We start from the raw sequence: 15,491 nt of genomic DNA, 5'->3' as shown, positions 1-15,491 counted from the left end.
GCCTTTTTTGCATGTTCTATTTAAATATAATACAAATTTTCTGATGGATAGACTGGATCGCAAGTGATATCTAGTCCTAATTTTCGAAGTGTTTGTTCATCATCTTTGTTTAACATAACCGTTGAGTGAGCTTGCACGTCTTGCAGTTCAGACAACTTATTATAGGCCAATTGGGCAGCAGGGTTAGTCACTGCACTAATGGCAAGGGCAATAAGGACTTCACTTGCATTCAAAGCCGCTATTTTACTGTGAAGATCATTTACTTTAAGATTTTGAATTGTTTCTAAAATATTAGGAGACAATAAATGGATTTCATCTGAAATATGAGCTAAAACCTTAATGGAATTTAAAATGGCTGCAGAACAAGAATCCATTAAAGCCGTTGTTCTTCCTGTAACGATTTGGCCATCTGGTAATTCGAATGCAAGAACTGCTGGCATATCGCGTGTTTCTGAGCGTTCTCTCAACTGTTCAGCATACTTACGAGCTGGTGCCACAGGAACTCTATCTTCTTTCTTCAGTTCAACTTCTTGCATAATCATTTTCATATGATTAAGGATTTCCTCGTCAATTAGTCCTTTTTTAAAATCACACTCTGTTGAAAAACATCTGCGAATAATTTCTTGTTTAGAGGCTTCTTTTACAACTTCATCATCAATAATACCAAATCCAACACGATTAACTCCCATATCTGTCGGAGATTGGTATACCGATTCTCTTCCGGTAATTTTTTCAATGATCCTTTTAATAACTGGGAAGGTTTCAAGATCACGATTGTAATTGACCGCTACTTGATTGTATTTTTCAAAGTGAAAACTATCAATCGCATTTACATCATTTAAATCTACAGTTGCTGCTTCATAAGCAATATTAAGCGGGTGTTTTAATGGAATATTCCAAACTGGGAAGGTTTCAAATTTTGAATACCCAGCTGTTTTCCCTTGGTGGCTTTCGTGATAAAGCTGAGTTAAGCACGTTGCCAATTTTCCGCTCGCAGGACCTGGCGCCGTAACCACAACAATTGGTTTAGTTGTTGGAATGTACTCGTTTTTCCCAAAGCCCTCTTCACTGACAATGTTCTCGATATCTGATGGATACCCTTCAATTGCCGCATGAGTAAAGACTTTGATATCTCTTCTTTCTAATTTATTAATGAAGAGTTTCGTAGAGGGCTGTCCGTTATACCGAGTGATGACCACACTATTGATCGCTAAGCCATACCCTCTTAATTCGTCAATTAATCTAAAGACATCCATATCGTACGTGATTCCGTAATCACCGCGAATTTTATTCCGCTCTATGTCTCCCGCATAAACACAAATAATGATTTCAGCTTGATCTTTTAATTTTTGCAATAACTTTATTTTTGCATCTTCATCAAATCCGGGCAATACCCGTTTAGCATGTTTATCGCCAATAAGTTTTCCGCCAAATTCAAGGTACAATTTATCGTAATCATTTACTCGTTCTAGGATATATTTTGACTGTTCTTCAATATATTTTTGTAAATCAAATCCTACTTTTTTCATGTGCTTTTCCTCCTATATGATTGTTGAGTTTTAGCAGCATACGTCCGAAACAAAAAAAAGTTAGACGATTTTTGTCGTCCTAACGGTTTTATTTCTAACTACTATTAAAAATGCATACGTTTGTCTATAATTTAAATTTTGCCTAAATCTACTGCACTATTTTTACATCCTTTTTAATTATAGGGGTTTATTTTTTATAATCAATGTATTTTGTCTATGAAATTGTGTAGAATCAATTAAAATATTTTTTTATCGTACTAATAAAATACTGGACTAAACTTCAGCAACTAAGAGCGAAAGTTCAGTCCAGTATTCTACTGCATAAAACGGTATTAAAGAATCGTTATTCACGCCATGCGATAGCTAACCCTTTTAAAAAGTTTCTAGCGTATCGATCGCCGCATTCTTTGTAATTCCGGTGTCCTTCTTTTCTAAGCACCGCACTCAATTCGCTTTTTGATAAATGAACGCCAGCATTGCCTAATACGCCCAACATGTCTTCACTAGTAAGCGAAAGAGCTATTTTAATTTTCTTAAGCAACACGTTGTTCACATTACGATCGTTTATCATCATTAGAACTGGTTTTTCCGTTTCTTTAGCTTCTGAATCTCGTCTGCCTCTTTTGAATACGATCAAACCATTTAAAAAGGATTCTAGCGTTTGGTTAGAACAGTCTTTTACATAATCATTTTTTTGGAATTCCTCTTCTTTTACTTTATCAGAACTTTCGTTTATTGATTTAGTCAGCATTTTCTTTACGTCTTCTTTTGTTAATTCCAAACCACCTAGTTTAAAAATTTCTACCATATCTGTATCTTTAATATCTAAAGCATATCTCAATCTCACTAATCGGTCATTATTGTTCATCTTATTAACCCTCCAAAAGCTTTCCAATAGTTATCTAGTATCAGTATAAAGCTTTATTCCTATTATTGCATCCTTTGCCAACAGATAACCATCATTTAATGATCCGTCTAGAAGAGTTAAATTATTTCTCTTGTTTAATTAATAATCGGTTGTTGTAATTCGAGATATTTACTGCTAGAATAAATCAAAGCAAAGTCCTTTTAAATTAATCCAGAGAGATTAAAAAGGGTAACAAGTCAATATTTGATACCTTAGGTCCTTTTGCGAATATACCATTCAAAGGGGCATTTTTTGTGCCCAAAAATAGGAGGAATCATAGATGTCAACGAAGAAAATCATACAAGTCGATGAGAAGGTACCAGGAAAATTGCTTGTCCCTCTCAGTTTACAACATACATTCGCTATGTTCGGAGCTTCGGTTTTAGTTCCCATTATTTTTGGTATTGATCCCAGCATTGTTTTATTGATGAACGGGGTCTCCACTCTGTTATTCATTTTGATTACAAAAGGAAAAGCTCCAGCTTATCTAGGTTCAAGTTTTGCGTTTATCGGACCGACGAGTATTATCATTGCTAATCAAGGCTTTCAATATGCCCAAGGCGCTTTTGTAGTGCTGGGTATTATCGGGTGCCTGTTGGCCCTTTTCGTTCGTCGTGTAGGTACCAAATGGATCGATGTCGTGCTTCCGCCAGCAGCAATGGGAGCAGTCGTGGCTTTGATTGGATTGGAGCTAGCAGGCAACACCGTTCAAGGCGGCTCAATTGGCGCAAACTTGATGACGGATACTGCTGCATCTCAAGACTTTATCGTTTTTTTCATTACGTTGGGAGTCGCTATCCTAGGCTCGGTCCTATTCAAAGGATTTTTATCCACGATTCCGATTTTGATTTCTATCGTAGTCGGTTACCTATCAGCGATCGCTTTCGGGATGGTCGATTTTACACCTGTATTAGAAACTTCTCTTTTCACCATGCCGCATTTTCAATGGGCAAAATTTGATTTGAACGCTATTTTGACCATGCTGCCTGTTCTGCTAGTACTGACTTCTGAACATATCGGCCATCAAGTAGTTACATCAAATGTAATTGGACGTGACTTGATGAAAGAGCCTGGTCTGCATCGCTCATTATTCGCTGATTATTTTGCCTCTGCCTTGTCAGGTTTGATTGGCGGAGTGCCGACCACCACCTATGGCGAAAACATTGGTGTGATGGCTATTACCCGTGTTTATAGTGTTCGTGTGATTGCCGGAGCGGCTATTTTTTCAATCTGTATGGCTTTTGTAGGACCTTTAGCCGCGTTGATCTCTACCATCCCCGGCAACGTTATTGGAGGAGTGACCTTCTTACTTTATGGAATGATCGGGACAAGCGGACTGCGTTTATTGGTCGAATCCAAAGTCGACTACAGCAAATCAAAGAACTTGATTTTGACTTCTATCGTTTTTGTTGCTGGGTTAAGCGGATTAACCGTCAACTTTGCTGGTATCGAATTAAAAGGTATGATTCTGGCAAGTGTGGTCGGAATTATTTTAAGTGTCGCCTTCTATTTATTCGATAAAGCTGGCTGGATGAACGAATCAGCTGAAGAATAAAAACTAACTTTCAATAAAAAGCAAAAAACAGACAGAAAACTTCTTCATTAAAGAAGCTTTCTGTCTGTTTTTGCTTTAGTCCTTCTGCTTAAAAGTCTCTAGCTTCTCATTCAATTTTTGATAAACGACTCGCATCTCAGGCTCTGTGCAAGCTTTAACAGCTTCCGTTAAACTCATCCATTCAACTGCGCTATTTTCATCCGGTTTGATGGTTGTGTCCTCGTTTTCATCGGCTTCAATCAAATAAGTTACATTTAAATGCAGATGTGTCGCAATCGGTTCGCCTTTTTTTAAGTGAGCCGGGACACCTAATATTTCAAGAGAATAAACGTCCCTCGATACTGGAGCAATAGCTGTTACCCCTGTTTCTTCTGCTGTTTCCTTTAGAGCCACTTGCAGCAGATCTGCATCACCGTCTGCATGCCCGCCGACCCATGACCAAGACTGATAGATATTATGATAAGCCATCAATACCTTCGTTCGTGCACGGTTAACGACCCAAGCCGATGCCGTAAAGTGCGCAAATTCATTTTCCCGTGTCAGCAGGTTATCGAATGTATCCATATAACGCAGCATGACTTCTTGCTCTTTAGCTTCTTGAATAGTATAAGGTATGTAATGGCTGATTTGTTCTTTTAAATTCATGTCTACTTCTCCTTCAACAAGTTCTTTACAGAAATTTGAACTATGCACTTAATCGTTTATCTTAATTTACTAAAGTTAGATAAATTCTTTCCATTTAGTTGTTATTCTACCAAAACCTGTCCATAAATTCACCTTACCATCGAACACATAATTTCTGCTCTATTCTTAATGAACAAAAAGGGCTATCTGAAAAGACATAGCCCTTTTTTAAAATCTGAATTTCCGTCATTTTTCTTCCCTTAACCACTTAAAGAAATTGATGGTCATTAAGATCACAACGAATAAAAACGGAAATGAACCAAGTACCGCAATAGCTTGCAGAGATTCCAGCCCTCCTGCATAAAGCAAGATCGCAGCTATACTCGACATGATAATTCCCCATAAGAGCTTGACACGTGCATGCGGAGTCAGATTACCATTTGTACTAAACATGGCCAATACGTAAGTAGCAGAATCGGCTGAAGTAATAAAGAAAGTCGAAATCAGTAAAATAGCCAGTCCAGTGATTACTTTCCCAATACTTCCATAACTTTCCAGCATTGCAAACAGTCCTGTCTCTGTTCCTTTTTCCGTAATAACTTGAATAAGATTGTTATCATTGAACAATTCTTGCCAAATTCCAGTCCCGCCAAACACAGAAAACCAAAGAAAGGTAAAGACTGTTGGAACAATAAGCACTCCTCCGACAAATTCCCGAATCGTTCTGCCTTTTGAAATTCGAGCAATAAAAGAAGAGACGTAAGGTGCCCATGAAATCCACCACGACCAGTAAAAGATGGTCCATTTGTCGATCCATTGTCTATTTTCGGAACTAAACGCTGCTAAACGAAAGCTCATTTCCGGTAGTTTTTGGAAATAATTCCCAACACTTTGCACGAATAAATCTAGCAGATACGCCGTCGGACCAATAAGAAGAACTGCAAGCATCAAAAGAACAGCCAACACAATATTCAGATTGCTTAAAATTTTTACCCCTTTATCTAATCCAGTTGTAGCACTGATAAGATAAAGAACTGTTACAGTTATGATAACGACCAACTGAATAGCAAATGTATTCGGTATCCAGCTGATTGAAAAACTAAGGCCCCCTGCGATTTGCTGAGCCCCTAAACCTAAAGAAGTTGCTACTCCGAATACCGTGGCAATAATAGCGATCGTATCTACGATTGTACCGATAGTTCCTCTATACCTCTTTGCAAACAACGGTGTGACACTCTCACTAATAATAGCAGGCTTGTCTTTTCGGAAAGTCGTATAAGCAATGATAAGCCCAATTAGAGCGTATAAAGCCCAGGGTTGCAAGCCCCAATGAAAAAAAGTATAGGTCATGGATTCTCTAGCATTTGCTAACCTATCAGAAGATGGAATGGCTGGATCATGCAAATGCATGACGGGTTCGGCTACTCCCCAGAAAACCAATCCAATCCCCATCCCTGCACTAAACAACATGGCTACCCAAGAAAAATAACTAAATTCCGGTTTGTCATCCTGACGGCCCAGTTTGATGTTGCCATATTTAGAAAACAGCAAGTATATCACCGCTATCAGAACCGCTGCCATTAACAGCACATAAAGCCATCCAAAACCTTTAGAAATCCAATTTTGCAAAGTCTCTGCAACACGGCTCATAGAGTACTTTCCCAGCAAACTGCCAGGTATGGCACCCCAAATCGTAAAAAGCACACAAATAACGACGGATGATAGATAGGCTGTATAACTTTTTTTCCCACGTTTCATGTTCTCGTCTCCTTTCGTATAGTTTCTTCTTATTATACGGAGAGAAAGGCATTAGACCAAGTTAATTGTCTTTGGATTCTATCTAATCGACTTCCTTCTTCATTTATCATAAAATTGTAGCGAGGCAATACTATCATCATGCATTTTAAAAATTCTTTAAATGGAGGGTTTCAAATGAAAAATACGATAAATATTGGACTATACGTTGAAAATGTAGAAGAAAATGCTTCTTTTTGGAAACAGTACCTTAAAGCTAAAGAAATTGAGCGAATGGAACTGGGTAATTTCGTTGCTATTACGCTTGAAGTGTCGCCTTACTGTCACTTTCAATTATTAGATATCGACTTTATCAGAGAACAATCCCCTGAAGTTGCAGATAACAAACCGTCTATTTTGATTCATACTCCTATTTTCGCAGAAATCCATGATCAGCTGGAAAAAGATCATTATTACACCGGCGAATATGTCTACCAAGGCGATTTTAGAACGTTCAACTTCAAAGACAATGCTGGCGATTATTATGCTGTACGAGAAATGAATTAAACAGCATCCTTTCAAAAGAATAAGAATACCGCTTATGTTAACCAAAACATAAACGGTATTTTTTCTGTTCTTATCAAAAATCGTATCCTTAATCAGCAGAAGATTCCATATCTTCTTGCTGCTTGGGGTAAATTAATTTTGAGCCTTCTCTTACGGCTTTTGCCCCGTACATTCCGATTTCATGCAGAATCGTTTTTTTCTCTGTCATGATATGATGAACCGACAGCCCTTTTAAAACTAACGTATTTGAAATAACCAATCGGTGACACCTCCATGGCACGCTTTCAGAACACATGTAGCATACGCGTTCTTTATCTTCAATTGCCATCAATCCGCTTATCCCTTTTTCATACTCTTCAGTTAAACTATAGGCAGCATAATTTCGAAAAGAAGGATTGCGCCAGCCGTTGATCAATGATTCATCTATTTCCCGGTTCTTCTTTCTTCTGCCGCCTAATTCCGGCATATGAAGATAGCGAATACCCTGTTCCGGTATCCACTTTTCCATATTTTCTTTATTAAATTGAGGCATATGTTTGCTGCCTGGATACGAACGAACATCAACCAGTGTCTCTATCTTGTAAGCCTTGAGCCAATCAGTAAACTCCTCACTGCTATGTGTTGAATGCCCAATGGTATAAATATCCACTTTTATCTCCCCTTTCTTATCAGTTTCGAAATGCTTTACAGTCTGCTTTCTATTTTTACTTTTATTTTAATTTGTGTCAATATAAGAGACTGGCACATCTTATTCATGCCATCGAATAATCAAAAAAAAATAGAAGTGTGTGTGTGTTTCATTTAAATTCAACCCTTAAGGAGGTTTTAAAATGAAAAAGAATGATAGATCATTATATGCAGCGCTAACTGGAATAAGTGTCTTTCTTGTACAGCTTATTATGGAACTATTTGTAAAAGATCTTATTTCTAATTCTTTTGTTTACGTTATAATCGATTCAATAGTACTTTTTGCAGTCATATATGGAGTTCATATTGTCCTAAAAAACAAAGACGGTAAAAAAAATAAATCCTGAACCAGGATTTAATAAAGTAGTTTCTAACATTTTTGGTGTTGGTAAGCTAAATAAATGTATGCCTGTTCTATACCTTTGAAATTTTCGGAGGAATAGTGGCTGCTTGTAGCCATGAAGAGGATTCAATGCGAATTACGAAGCGTTTACGCTTCGTTTGAGGCTTGAAAACCTGGAGAGCCAAGAGGGCGGTCCCATGGCTTTCTACAAGCAAACACGTAAATTCAGGAGGAAATTTCACTCCCTAAAAGTATCAAACATTCTAGCCATTTAAATCTGGCTTTTCTGCAAAAGCATTTAATCCATTGTACCTATCTGTATGAACGATATCGCTTGCTAAATAGTCATAAATGCTTTTCTCAATTGGTATTCCTTCTTTAAGAAATCCTTTTTCACGCAATTGACCTCTCTCGCCTGGCACGTATACTTGATCGAACCCTTTTGCTGGACGGATTTGGTGCAACTCATCAATCGTTTCTTCAATATCATCTTTAAAACTATCTAAGTTGGTAAAACGCTTAGGATCAATCAAAATATAGAGTTGCCCTAAGTTTCTTCCTTCTGTCATATTTGCGTACATGGAAGAAACGTGCTTGCCAAATGGTAAACCTAACAGCATTCCTGAAAGGATATCCACCATCATCATCAACCCGTATCCTTTAGGGCCAGCTATCGGCAACAAGCCCGCCACGTCGTGAGGGTTTGTGGTCGGCACACCTTCATCATTTACTGCCCAAGTGTCGGGAATATCTTTATTTTTTGAGCGGGCATCCAATACCTTACCCCATGCTTGAACGGTTGTAGCCATGTCAAATAAAATCGGCTCGCCTGTTTTTCTAGGTACTCCATAAGCAATTGGATTCGTGCCATAGTAAGTTTCGGCTCCTCCAAAAGGAACAACCATAGGATCTGACTGGCACATTGCAATACAAATCAAGTCATTTTCTGCTGCTTTCTTTACATAATAAGAAAGAACCCCGCTGTGGCTCATTTTTGAGACACCTACAATGGCCACACCGCTTTCTTTCGCAAAAGGTATTGCTTCATCTATCGCTAAGTTGCAAATGTACTGGCCTATTCCATTATCTCCATGAAAAATGGCTGAACTTGGACCAGTCTTTTCAAATTTAACTTGAGGATCTAAAGTGACTCCTCCTTTAGCTATTCTTTCTGCATAGTATTCAACACGCACAGCTCCATGAGAGTGAATCCCTCTAGAATCTGCGTAGACTAAGTGGTTAGCAACTTCTTCAGCCTGATCCGAATGCAAACCGGCTTTTTCTAGTTTTTTCTGGATTAAATCGTGTAATTTATCTGGCATTACTTTCACTACGTCTGTCAATACACTCACCTATTTCTTATTATTTTAAGTTACTGTCTATACTTGCACCAGAGGTACGTTTAGTTCTGTTGAAAAACTTATTTAGCTGTCTCTTCCGAAAAAAGAAGTAGACTATCTTTCTCTACCACACCAGTGTAAGCGCATACTGTTTTTATTGCATTAGATTAAACTAACAAATCTATTTATAAAATTGTGCAAATTAGATAACCACGTTTGTATGCTGCGTTTTTTGAATGGCATCAATCCATAAGAATTGCCCAACTTCATTCGTTTATCAAAACCGTAAAAGTCAATTAGTGGAACGATTTGCAAAGATGTGAGAATATACGTTTAATGAAAACATACTAGAATAAAGGGGCTTAAAAGTTATGAAAGATATATATAACCTCAGTGTCTACTCTCCAGCCAGCGGGCGGATAATCAAACTGTCAGACGTGGACGACCCAGTATTTTCAAAAAAAATGATGGGAGACGGCTTTGCAATAGAGCCAATGGATGAAAAAATCGTTAGCCCAGCAGCTGGAAAGATTGCTTTTATCGCTCCAACTAAACATGCTATCGGTATTGAAACAAACGAAGGTTTAGCTATTGTCTTGCATCTGGGAATTGATACAGTAGATCTTAACGGTACTCCTTTTGAGCTTTTTGTTAAAGAAGGCGACTCAGTTGCTGAGAACTCAAAGATTTGCTCCATGGATCTTAAAGCAATTGAATCGGCAGAAAAAAAGACGACCGTTATAACAGCCATTACAAATTTCTCGGAAAAAATAAAAGAAATGACGGTTGAATATGGCAATACATCTGCTGGTAATTTGGCTGCTTCTATTGAGCTTCTACCTGGTAACAAAAAAAGCAAACAACACCAAACAGAAAATTACCAAAGTTTAGCTGAAAACATTATTCGTTATGTCGGCGGCGAAGAAAATATCGATAGTTTGATTCACTGCATCACACGTCTTCGTTTTTACTTAAAAGATGAATCAAAAACGAATGGCGATGCAATGCAAGATTTAAAAGGTGTCCTCGGAGTAGCAACAGCCGGCGGCCAGTATCAAGTTATTATCGGCCCGGCTGTTAACGATGTCTACGAGGCCGTTATGTCGCAACTGTCTTTTTCTGAAAACAAACAAGATGCTGCCAGTCCTATTCCTGACAACTCAGAAGATAAAACCGTCTTAGAAAAAATAAAAAATGGTTCTAATCAATTATTAGGGACCATTACTGGTTCAATGACTCCAATCATCAGCATTCTTGCTGCTTCAGGTGTTATGAAAGGGTTATTGGCTTTATTAACAGGATTAAATGTTGTCTCTGAAGCGGGTAATTTTTATTTGCTGGTAAGCGCAATGGCTGATGCAGTCTTTTACTTCTTGCCTATTTTGATCGGCTTCAACGCTGCAATCAGATTAGGCGGCAATGCCATTTTAACAGCGGTCGTTGGCGGTGCCATTGCCTATCCTACCCTCCTCGAAGCTGCTGACAAGGGGCTGAATGTTTTATCGATTGGACCCGTTGATTTTCCATTTGTTTCTTATTCCTATTCTATTTTTCCAATGATATTAGCTGCCTGGTTGGTAAAGAAAATAGAAGCTTGGCTAAAAACATGGGTTCCTGCTTTTCTGCAAGCAATTATTAATCCAATCATTGTTATTGGATTAGTCACTTCAATCACATTTTTGATCACTGGACCGGTCATTACCTGGTTATCTTTTGCTTTGGCAAGCGGCCTTGAAACCTTTCTAAACTGGAACGCGCCTATTTTTGGAGCCATTATTGATGGTTTTTATCAAATACTCGTTATCTTTGGATTGCACTGGGGCATTATGCCGATATATATTAATGACTTTGCAACTTTAGGTTATAGCCACCTCTCAGCCATGGTAAGTGTTACAATCGTCGGCCAAGGCGGCGCAGCATTGGCTGTCGCTATGAAGACTAAAAAAGCAGAGCTGAAAGAAATAGGATACGCAGCAGCCATTTCCGCATTCTGTGGAATTACTGAACCAGCTATTTATGGTATAACACTGCGTTACCGACGTCCTTTCATCTGTGCCAGTATAGGCAGCGCGGTTGGCGGTTTTCTTGTCGGTTTATTAGATGTTAATATGTGGAGCATTATCGGGTCGATCATTGGTCTGCCATCCTATATCGATCCTAAATTAGGGATTACCTCTAACTTTTGGTTTGCAGTTCTTGCAACGGCGATTACATTGATTGTTTCCTTTACACTCACTTATTTCTGGGGGTACAACGATTCCATGCAAATGAGAGAAAAACGTGAAAAACCAAAAAATCCAGCAAAAATGCAGCAATTTTAGTTTTTTAGTGAAAAGAAACCAGATCACTTCCTAATGGATGCCAATTATTAACTAGTAAACGCATTAATGTATTTCTTTCCTACATTAAAAATAAATATTAGTGGACAGCACTCCAAAAAATCAGAATAGTTCTGTTTTCTTGGGGTGCTGTCCATATGAAAAGGTAACGTTATGTTTAGCTTAATCATTGTTATGCGGAATGAAACCAAGTGGTGTCGGTCCCGCAATTCCTAACATAATGAAATCTTCATCAGAATTATTCGCCATACCATGCTTTTCACCTGCACGGGCAACTATAACGTCCCCTGCTTTGATTTGAACTATTTCGCCGCATTCAGGATAATAATCGGCCGTTCCTTCAATGACGATCCAAATATCGTCAGCCTGCTCATGTGAGTGGGTCGGCAATGTCTGGCCTGGATACATGCACCATACCATACAGCTCCTACGCTATTAGGTGTTTCATAGAAAATATGTTTTGTCGCTTCTTCTTCTCTAAATTCTTGAATATCGGGCTAATGGAAAATATGATTCTTTAAATCTTCTCTTGCTAATTTTGTTAAGTTCGTTGTATTTCCTCCTCATTTTCTATTTTTGATTTTATTATACATTAATTGCTCAATAATTCACATATGACTTGTTGCTTGGTTTAAATAACTAACGGATTACTTAACACAAAATTGTACTATTTAGACTGTTTTCTAAATAGCACAAGTTTTTATGTTGATCAATCAACTTTACAAACGTACGTTAATGGTTGAAACGAATCACGATTTTGGACGAAATTCTGTCTAGCATTATCGCTCAATAACGTTTTTAGGCTCGCCTTCTAAGAACGCAAGTGTGTTATCGAACGCAATACCAGCCCGCAGTTCCATTGCTTCATTAGTAAGGAAACCTACATGTGGTGTTAAGATCGTATTTTTTGCGTGTAATAATTTATAGTCCCCAGGAATAGGAGGCTCCATATCAAACACATCAATACCGGCTCCAGCAATCTGTCCGTCATTTAATGCATCCGCCAAGGCATCATTATCAACAATTGGCCCCCGCGCGCAGTTGATTAAAATAGCTGATTCTTTCATTAATGCTAACTTTTCTTTAGAAATCATTCCTTTTGTGCTAGGAGATAATGGAACATGTAAGGATACAATGTCAGAGTTTCTCAGCAATTCATCTAACTCCATATATTCAATATCTAACCTCTCAGCTTCTGGACTTGGAGAATGATCCATAGCAACTAACTTTACTCCAAATGCTTTAAATAAACGAGCAGTCATGGAACCAATTTTCCCCGTACCAATAATTCCAACCGTTTTCCCTTTTATTTCGCTGCCTTGGAACGCTCCTGAGAACTGTTCAGCACGGATGTCTTGATTGCCTTGTGCGATTTGGCGATATAAATCTAAAACTAAACCAATCGTTAGTTCTGCAACAGCCTGGTTTGCATATCCAGCTGCGTTACAGACCAAAATGTCTTGTTTTTTAGCATCAGCGATGCCAACATGGTCTACACCAGTAAAGGCGACATTGATTAATTTTAATTTTTCATTTTGATCAATCACTTCTGTAGGATAGGGGTTATTAGCAATCATAATAACATCTGCGTCTTCGCTTCGTTTCGCTAACTCTGTCGGATCAGTTGTTTTTTCATTGTAGTAAACAAATTCATGCCCAATCTCTTTGATAGGCTCCGCCAATTTTTCAATAAGCGAATTTGGAACATTTAATGGTTCTAATAACTTAACTAACATTTAATCCATTCCTTTCACTATAGGTTAATGACTTACTAAACGGCTTTCCCGAACGCATAGTGAATAAATTCACAATCCCTTTTGCTATACTTATATATTAACACTAACGCTTAAGGATGACACTGTCAACTCATTTACATTAAAAAGGAACAAGAAAAAATTCTGCTTCCTCTTTTTGCATTTTTGGATTTTAAGCTTACCTATTACTGAGCTTTTTTATCGATGAATGCTACGAATGTACCTGCAATAGTTTGCAAATATTCAACTCTCTTGTTAGTTTTTTCGTTTCAATTCTATTCTATTCCCATCATCAATTCCTTCCCTTTTAAAGGAAGAATACCGGTAAAATATAATTACTTTATAATGCAGGAACCATCTCTCGAAATATACCAAAAACTTCTAGTTTCGGGTATATTGCTTTGAGTTGTTTGCTGATATAGTTAAGTCTATCCATCAATGTTCTAAAGTAATCAATCTTCTCTATATAAAAACGATAGCAGAATAAAAGAGAGTGCGATTTCATGGGCAGAAGTGGTGGAAGACCAGGCGGCGGAGAAACCATTCTGATCATCTTATTCATCCTGTTTATTTTATCTTCTTTATTTGGCAGTTTTATGTTCAACAGTTCTGGCAATTCAAGCAGTTCGAATGATATCTCGAAGTCAACAATAGAACGTGATCCGTTAGACAAAGTTGCCGTAAATGAAACGACTTACTTTACCGACGAAGCCAGTTGGATCAGCAACCAAACAAAGCTGACTAAGGACTTGAAGTACTTCTACGATAAAACAGGAGTACAGTCTCACGTTTACATAACAGATAACATCGACGGTTCTACCAGTCTAACGAACGAAGAAATGTCCAACTTTTCCAGAGAACTATATGATCAGCTGTTTACAGACGAGGCGCATCTCCTGCTTGTGTTCTATGAGCCTGTCCCCAATCAGTATATAGTTTACTATGTGTCCGGAACCCAGCGAAAAGTGTGATCGATACAGAAGCTGGCGATATCCTATTGGATTATATCGACCGTTGCTGCACATGAAAATGATGCAAAATGCGTCAGATGCATGATAAATTAGCTTCTGATATCGAGACCTTAAAAGGCCGCCGTGCTATGGGTTCATTCTTGCGTATTGAAGATAAAGCTGACAGCATGCTGGATGAAACCAATGCTATGTCAGAATTAAATCAAGAACCAGTTGACGAAGCTAAGCCACTGGAAGAAAAATATTCGAGCGAAGGTTCAACCGCTGTTGAAGACGAGTTGAACCGTCTAAAATCAGATATGGGCTTATAATAACGACACTTTTTCTATTAAATAAAATAAGTAAAAGCAGAACGGTTTATTTAAAAGACCGTTCTGCTTTTTTTTGTTTGAAAACACCCTTTAGAAATCATCACGCGCTTTACGCAGTTCTACAAAAGCTTCTAACGTCTCTGCCTGAAGAAACAGATTGATTTTTTTCTCTCGGCCGATGATTGATGGTAAAGTGGGCTCTTCTTTTGCACGCAAATCATTGGCTTGGTCTAATGCTTCAGAAACTGATTTGTTAGACGGCTGCATAGAATGGGCAAAACGCAGATTCGTTTGCGTGTATTCATGAGCTGCATAGACTTGTATCTCATCATCTAAGCGTTTGAATTTCTGCAAGGCATCGTATTGGGCTTGGTAATCTCCTGTGAACACCCGGCCGCAGCCTGCTGAGAACAAGGCGTCTCCACAAAAAAGGGCTTCCTCTCCCATCAAGAAACTGATGTGCCCATGGGTATGCCCACCTGTTTTGATGACTTGAAAAGTCTGGCCCAATAACCTGAAACTTTCTCCTTCTTGAATAATACGATCAGCTAAGGGTTCCGTTTCTTTTGGACCATAAATGGGGGTATCCGGATATTTCGCTACCATTTTTTTCACTCCACCGATATGGTCCTCGTGATTATGGGTCAAAAGAATGGCGGTTAAATGCAGCTGTTGTTCTTCCAGGTAATCCATCACACCTTCAGCTTCTCCTGGATCGACTACCACTACTTCTGTTCCTTCTTCAATAACCCAAATATAATTGTCAGAAAAAGCCTTGATTGGGTGAATGTTCATTCTTATTCCTCCTCATTTTTAATTTTTACTGTAAC

15 protein-coding genes are annotated in these 15,491 nt (G+C 38.3%); 6 read left to right on the top strand and 9 right to left on the bottom strand.

Going from position 1 to position 15,491, the window contains the following annotated elements; all coding sequences use genetic code 11:
- Nucleotides 1-20: 20 nt before the first annotated feature.
- Both JHE06_RS00250 and JHE06_RS00245 read right to left on the bottom strand, forming a co-directional pair.
- Entirely contained in the window at nt 21-1,529 is a 1,509-nt protein-coding gene (locus JHE06_RS00250) for a DUF1846 domain-containing protein (protein WP_201088933.1), read from the bottom strand.
- Nucleotides 1,530-1,872: 343 nt separating this feature from the next.
- Nucleotides 1,873-2,397 carry a DUF1456 family protein gene (locus tag JHE06_RS00245; RefSeq protein ID WP_058919614.1) on the bottom strand — a complete coding sequence of 175 codons (525 nt, stop codon included), beginning with the start codon at nt 2,395-2,397 and terminating at the stop codon, nt 1,873-1,875.
- Nucleotides 2,398-2,716: 319 nt separating this feature from the next.
- Between JHE06_RS00245 and uraA the strand changes: the two genes are divergently transcribed.
- Complete coding sequence (gene uraA, locus JHE06_RS00240) at nt 2,717-3,991, top strand: uracil permease (RefSeq protein ID WP_201088931.1); 1,275 nt, start codon at nt 2,717-2,719, stop codon at nt 3,989-3,991.
- A gap of 75 nt (nt 3,992-4,066) precedes the next feature.
- Here the strand turns inward: uraA and JHE06_RS00235 are convergent, their stop codons facing one another.
- Both JHE06_RS00235 and JHE06_RS00230 read right to left on the bottom strand, forming a co-directional pair.
- Nucleotides 4,067-4,636 (bottom strand): NUDIX hydrolase, encoded by a 570-nt coding sequence (locus JHE06_RS00235; RefSeq protein WP_058919612.1) that lies wholly within the window; start codon nt 4,634-4,636, stop codon nt 4,067-4,069.
- A gap of 225 nt (nt 4,637-4,861) precedes the next feature.
- Nucleotides 4,862-6,373: a BCCT family transporter gene (locus JHE06_RS00230; RefSeq protein ID WP_058919611.1), complete on the bottom strand. Its 1,512-nt coding sequence runs from the start codon at nt 6,371-6,373 to the stop codon at nt 4,862-4,864.
- Nucleotides 6,374-6,547: 174 nt separating this feature from the next.
- On the opposite strand from JHE06_RS00230, the gene JHE06_RS00225 reads away from it, so the two are divergent.
- A complete protein-coding gene (locus tag JHE06_RS00225; protein WP_201088929.1) occupies nt 6,548-6,916 on the top strand; it encodes a hypothetical protein in 369 nt (122 codons plus the stop codon).
- Nucleotides 6,917-7,004: 88 nt separating this feature from the next.
- Here the strand turns inward: JHE06_RS00225 and JHE06_RS00220 are convergent, their stop codons facing one another.
- The gene (locus tag JHE06_RS00220; RefSeq protein ID WP_201088927.1) at nt 7,005-7,565 is read right to left on the bottom strand and encodes a DUF488 domain-containing protein; all 561 of its coding nucleotides are present in this window, start codon (nt 7,563-7,565) and stop codon (nt 7,005-7,007) included.
- A 181-nt stretch (nt 7,566-7,746) separates the two neighbouring features.
- On the opposite strand from JHE06_RS00220, the gene JHE06_RS00215 reads away from it, so the two are divergent.
- On the top strand, nt 7,747-7,950 hold the full coding sequence (locus JHE06_RS00215; RefSeq protein ID WP_058919608.1) for a hypothetical protein: 204 nt from the start codon (nt 7,747-7,749) through the stop codon (nt 7,948-7,950).
- A 259-nt stretch (nt 7,951-8,209) separates the two neighbouring features.
- On the opposite strand, the gene allD is transcribed toward JHE06_RS00215, so the two are convergent.
- On the bottom strand, nt 8,210-9,268 hold the full coding sequence (gene allD, locus JHE06_RS00210) for an ureidoglycolate dehydrogenase (protein ID WP_156413285.1): 1,059 nt from the start codon (nt 9,266-9,268) through the stop codon (nt 8,210-8,212).
- Nucleotides 9,269-9,657: 389 nt separating this feature from the next.
- Here allD and JHE06_RS00205 point away from each other — a divergent pair, with 389 nt between their 5' ends.
- Nucleotides 9,658-11,607 (top strand): glucose PTS transporter subunit IIA, encoded by a 1,950-nt coding sequence (locus tag JHE06_RS00205; protein ID WP_201088925.1) that lies wholly within the window; start codon nt 9,658-9,660, stop codon nt 11,605-11,607.
- A 180-nt stretch (nt 11,608-11,787) separates the two neighbouring features.
- On the opposite strand, the gene JHE06_RS00200 is transcribed toward JHE06_RS00205, so the two are convergent.
- Complete coding sequence (locus JHE06_RS00200) at nt 11,788-12,045, bottom strand: cupin domain-containing protein (RefSeq protein ID WP_201088923.1); 258 nt, start codon at nt 12,043-12,045, stop codon at nt 11,788-11,790.
- Between the two features lie 359 nt (nt 12,046-12,404).
- Nucleotides 12,405-13,361 (bottom strand): 2-hydroxyacid dehydrogenase, encoded by a 957-nt coding sequence (locus JHE06_RS00195; RefSeq protein WP_201088921.1) that lies wholly within the window; start codon nt 13,359-13,361, stop codon nt 12,405-12,407.
- 521 nt (nt 13,362-13,882) lie between these two features.
- Here JHE06_RS00195 and JHE06_RS00190 point away from each other — a divergent pair.
- Together JHE06_RS00190 and JHE06_RS00185 are read left to right on the top strand one after the other, a co-directional pair.
- Nucleotides 13,883-14,350: a hypothetical protein gene (locus JHE06_RS00190; RefSeq protein WP_201088919.1), complete on the top strand. Its 468-nt coding sequence runs from the start codon at nt 13,883-13,885 to the stop codon at nt 14,348-14,350.
- Between the two features lie 68 nt (nt 14,351-14,418).
- On the top strand, nt 14,419-14,661 hold the full coding sequence (locus JHE06_RS00185) for a PspA/IM30 family protein (RefSeq protein ID WP_201088917.1): 243 nt from the start codon (nt 14,419-14,421) through the stop codon (nt 14,659-14,661).
- 90 nt (nt 14,662-14,751) lie between these two features.
- On the opposite strand, the gene gloB is transcribed toward JHE06_RS00185, so the two are convergent.
- Nucleotides 14,752-15,456: a hydroxyacylglutathione hydrolase gene (gene gloB / locus JHE06_RS00180; protein WP_201088915.1), complete on the bottom strand. Its 705-nt coding sequence runs from the start codon at nt 15,454-15,456 to the stop codon at nt 14,752-14,754.
- Nucleotides 15,457-15,491: the final 35 nt, after the last annotated feature.

This window comes from Carnobacterium sp. CS13 (assembly GCF_016653495.1).
GTDB lineage: Bacteria > Bacillota > Bacilli > Lactobacillales > Carnobacteriaceae > Carnobacterium_A > Carnobacterium_A antarcticum.
The sequence above is the reverse complement of the archived record's forward strand: the minus strand, read 5'-3'. Positions and strand labels throughout refer to the sequence as shown.

Bases quoted from the DNA above. Each gene is read 5' to 3' on its own strand.
- JHE06_RS00250 (WP_201088933.1), bottom strand. From the start codon at position 1,529: ATGAAAAAAGTAGGATTTGATTTACAAAAATATATTGAAGAACAGTCA.
- JHE06_RS00245 (WP_058919614.1), bottom strand. From the start codon at position 2,397: ATGAACAATAATGACCGATTAGTGAGATTGAGATATGCTTTAGATATT.
- uraA (WP_201088931.1), top strand. From the start codon at position 2,717: ATGTCAACGAAGAAAATCATACAAGTCGATGAGAAGGTACCAGGAAAA.
- JHE06_RS00235 (WP_058919612.1), bottom strand. From the start codon at position 4,636: ATGAATTTAAAAGAACAAATCAGCCATTACATACCTTATACTATTCAA.
- JHE06_RS00230 (WP_058919611.1), bottom strand. From the start codon at position 6,373: ATGAAACGTGGGAAAAAAAGTTATACAGCCTATCTATCATCCGTCGTT.
- JHE06_RS00225 (WP_201088929.1), top strand. From the start codon at position 6,548: ATGAAAAATACGATAAATATTGGACTATACGTTGAAAATGTAGAAGAA.
- JHE06_RS00215 (WP_058919608.1), top strand. From the start codon at position 7,747: ATGAAAAAGAATGATAGATCATTATATGCAGCGCTAACTGGAATAAGT.
- allD (WP_156413285.1), bottom strand. From the start codon at position 9,268: ATGCCAGATAAATTACACGATTTAATCCAGAAAAAACTAGAAAAAGCC.
- JHE06_RS00205 (WP_201088925.1), top strand. From the start codon at position 9,658: ATGAAAGATATATATAACCTCAGTGTCTACTCTCCAGCCAGCGGGCGG.
- JHE06_RS00200 (WP_201088923.1), bottom strand. From the start codon at position 12,045: ATGGTATGGTGCATGTATCCAGGCCAGACATTGCCGACCCACTCACAT.
- JHE06_RS00195 (WP_201088921.1), bottom strand. From the start codon at position 13,361: ATGTTAGTTAAGTTATTAGAACCATTAAATGTTCCAAATTCGCTTATT.
- JHE06_RS00190 (WP_201088919.1), top strand. From the start codon at position 13,883: ATGGGCAGAAGTGGTGGAAGACCAGGCGGCGGAGAAACCATTCTGATC.
- JHE06_RS00185 (WP_201088917.1), top strand. From the start codon at position 14,419: ATGCGTCAGATGCATGATAAATTAGCTTCTGATATCGAGACCTTAAAA.
- gloB (WP_201088915.1), bottom strand. From the start codon at position 15,456: ATGAACATTCACCCAATCAAGGCTTTTTCTGACAATTATATTTGGGTT.